This window comes from Nitrosospira briensis, from assembly GCF_900115125.1.
GTDB lineage: Bacteria > Pseudomonadota > Gammaproteobacteria > Burkholderiales > Nitrosomonadaceae > Nitrosospira > Nitrosospira briensis_A.
In genome coordinates this window covers 1-2,476 of the sequence record NZ_FOVJ01000016.1, presented here as the reverse complement: position 1 = coordinate 2,476, position 2,476 = coordinate 1, and the positions used below count along the sequence as shown (strand labels likewise).

The window sequence follows — 2,476 nt, the reverse complement described above, 5'->3', positions numbered from 1 at the left end:
CTGAAGCTGAAACAAACTGACTGATGGCCGCCCCCGCTCCCAACCCGGAGAGGCGCGGCCGCACTGCAGACCCAGGAAAACATCGCACCCCGGCTGACCCAGGCGGGACACGGGGGTACGACATAGCGCAACCCGGGCACGGCCCGGACAGCACCAGCGAAAGAAAGGTCCTACTGCACTGACCGCGCCGATCGGTAGAGGTTCAGCGAACGGGCGGATAAGCAGAATAAAAAGCGACCGCGCAGGTGCGGCACGGCCAGGCCCAAGAGGTGGAGAGACAAAATGCAGCACAAGCGAAAGACAACAGCAGCACCGACACATTATTCATGTTTCAGGATCGTAGACATACTTGAGGGGAGGGTGCGATGAGCAGAACAGATGAAATACTCAAGGCGGCCAAAATGCCGCCCGAAGCAGTAAAGATGTCCAGGATGATAGACGCGGTGTATTTCCCGATTCTATGCATCCTGCTGGTTGGGACCTACCACATGCACTTCATGCTTCTGGCGGGGGACTGGGACTTCTGGCTGGACTGGAAAGACCGTCAATGGTGGCCGGTGGTAACGCCGATCGTAGGCATCACCTACTGTGCCGCCATCATGTACTACCTGTGGGTGAACTACCGCCTGCCCTTTGGCGCCACCCTTTGCATCGTGTGCCTGCTGACAGGTGAATGGCTGACCCGGTTCTGGGGCTTCTACTGGTGGTCGCACTACCCCATCAGTTTCGTCTTCCCCTCCACCATGATACCCGGGGCACTCGTCATGGACACGGTCATGCTCCTGACGCGTAACTGGATGATCACCGCACTGGTAGGCGGCGGCGCCTTTGGCCTGTTGTTCTACCCTGGCAACTGGACCATCTTCGGCCCGACCCACCTGCCGCTGGTAGCTGAAGGCGTACTGCTCTCCGTTGCCGACTACACCGGCTTTTTGTATGTGCGCACCGGCACGCCCGAGTACGTACGGCTGATCGAACAAGGCTCGCTCAGAACCTTTGGCGGCCACACCACGGTCATTGCCTCGTTCTTTGCCGCCTTCGTCTCCATGCTGATGTTCTGCGTCTGGTGGTACTTTGGCAAACTCTACTGCACCGCCTTCTTCTACGTTAAGGGCGCGCGCGGCCGGGTCACCATGAAAAACGACGTCACCGCCTTTGGCGAAGAAGGCTTTCCAGAGGGGATCAAATAAATGAAAGCAAAGAACCTGATCAAACTGGGCGTACTTGGACTGTACGGCATGGCCACCCTGGCCATGACCCTGGTACTGGACATCGCGCCCGCCATGGCCCACGGCGAGCGCTCGCAGGAACCCTTCCTGCGCATGCGGACCATCCAGTGGTATGACATGAAATGGGGTCCCGAGACCACCAAGGTGAACGACTTTGCCAGCATGACCGGCAAATTCCACCTGGCCGAGGACTGGCCGCGGGCGGTGGGCAAACCGGGGCGCGCCTTCTTCAACGTAGGCAGCCCAAGCCCGGTGTTCGTGCGTCTGTCCACCAAGCTCAATGGCGAGCCGACCATGATCTCGGGCCCGCTCGAGATCGGACGCGACTACGCCTTTGAAGTCAAGCTCAAGGCACGCATACCGGGTCGCCACCACATGCACGCCATGGTCAACATCAAGGATGCAGGCCCGATTGCAGGCCCTGCGGCCTGGATGAACATCACCGGCAGCTGGGATGATTTCACCAACCCCATCAAGCTTCTGACCGGCGAGACCATTGATACCGAGACCTTCAACTTCAGCAACGGCATCTTCTGGCACGCCCTGTGGATGGCGCTTGGCATCTTCTGGATAGGCTACTACGTTGCGCGGCCCATGTTCCTGCCCCGGAGCCGGGTATTGCTGGCCTACGGTGATGAACTGCTGATCGACCCCATGGACAAGAAGGTTGCCTGGGTCGTGCTGATCCTCACCCTTGGCATCGTATGGGGCGGCTACCGCTACACGGAAAACAAGCATCCCTACACCGTGCCCATCCAGGCGGGTGAATCCAAGGTAGCCCCGCTGCCGGTGAAACCCAACCCCATCGCAATCAAGGTGACGCACGCCAACTACGACGTGCCGGGACGTGCGCTGCGCGTGACCATGATGGTCACCAACAGCGGCGACTCCGCCTATCGCATAGGGGAATTCACCACGGCTGGCGTCCGGTTCATCAACAAGGTTGGCTTGAAGCACATGGACCGCGGCTATCCGAAGGAACTCGTGGCCACGGGCCTGTCGTTTGACAACGACACACCGATCCAGCCGGGCGAGACACGCGAAGTCAAGATGGAAGCGAAAGACGCGCTGTGGGAAGTACAGCGGCTGATGGCGCTCCTGGGTGACCCGGAAAGCCGCTTTGGCGGATTGCTCATGACCTGGAACGATGCTGGCGATCGCAACATCAACAGCATAGCCGGTGCGGTCATACCGGTCTTCACCAAGCTGTAACAAGAGGAAGCCCCGGGCCGGCTCCCAAGGGAGCG

The 2,476-nt window shown here is 59.8% G+C and carries 2 protein-coding genes; both read left to right on the top strand.

Annotated features, from left to right (window positions below; translation table 11 throughout):
* Window positions 1-365 precede the first annotated feature (365 nt).
* Window positions 366-1,190 carry a methane monooxygenase/ammonia monooxygenase subunit A gene (locus BMZ14_RS14540; RefSeq protein WP_074798855.1) on the top strand — a complete coding sequence of 275 codons (825 nt, stop codon included), beginning with the start codon at window positions 366-368 and terminating at the stop codon, window positions 1,188-1,190.
* Window positions 1,191-2,441 carry a methane monooxygenase/ammonia monooxygenase subunit B gene (locus BMZ14_RS14535; RefSeq protein WP_074798853.1) on the top strand — a complete coding sequence of 417 codons (1,251 nt, stop codon included), beginning with the start codon at window positions 1,191-1,193 and terminating at the stop codon, window positions 2,439-2,441.
* Window positions 2,442-2,476: the final 35 nt, after the last annotated feature.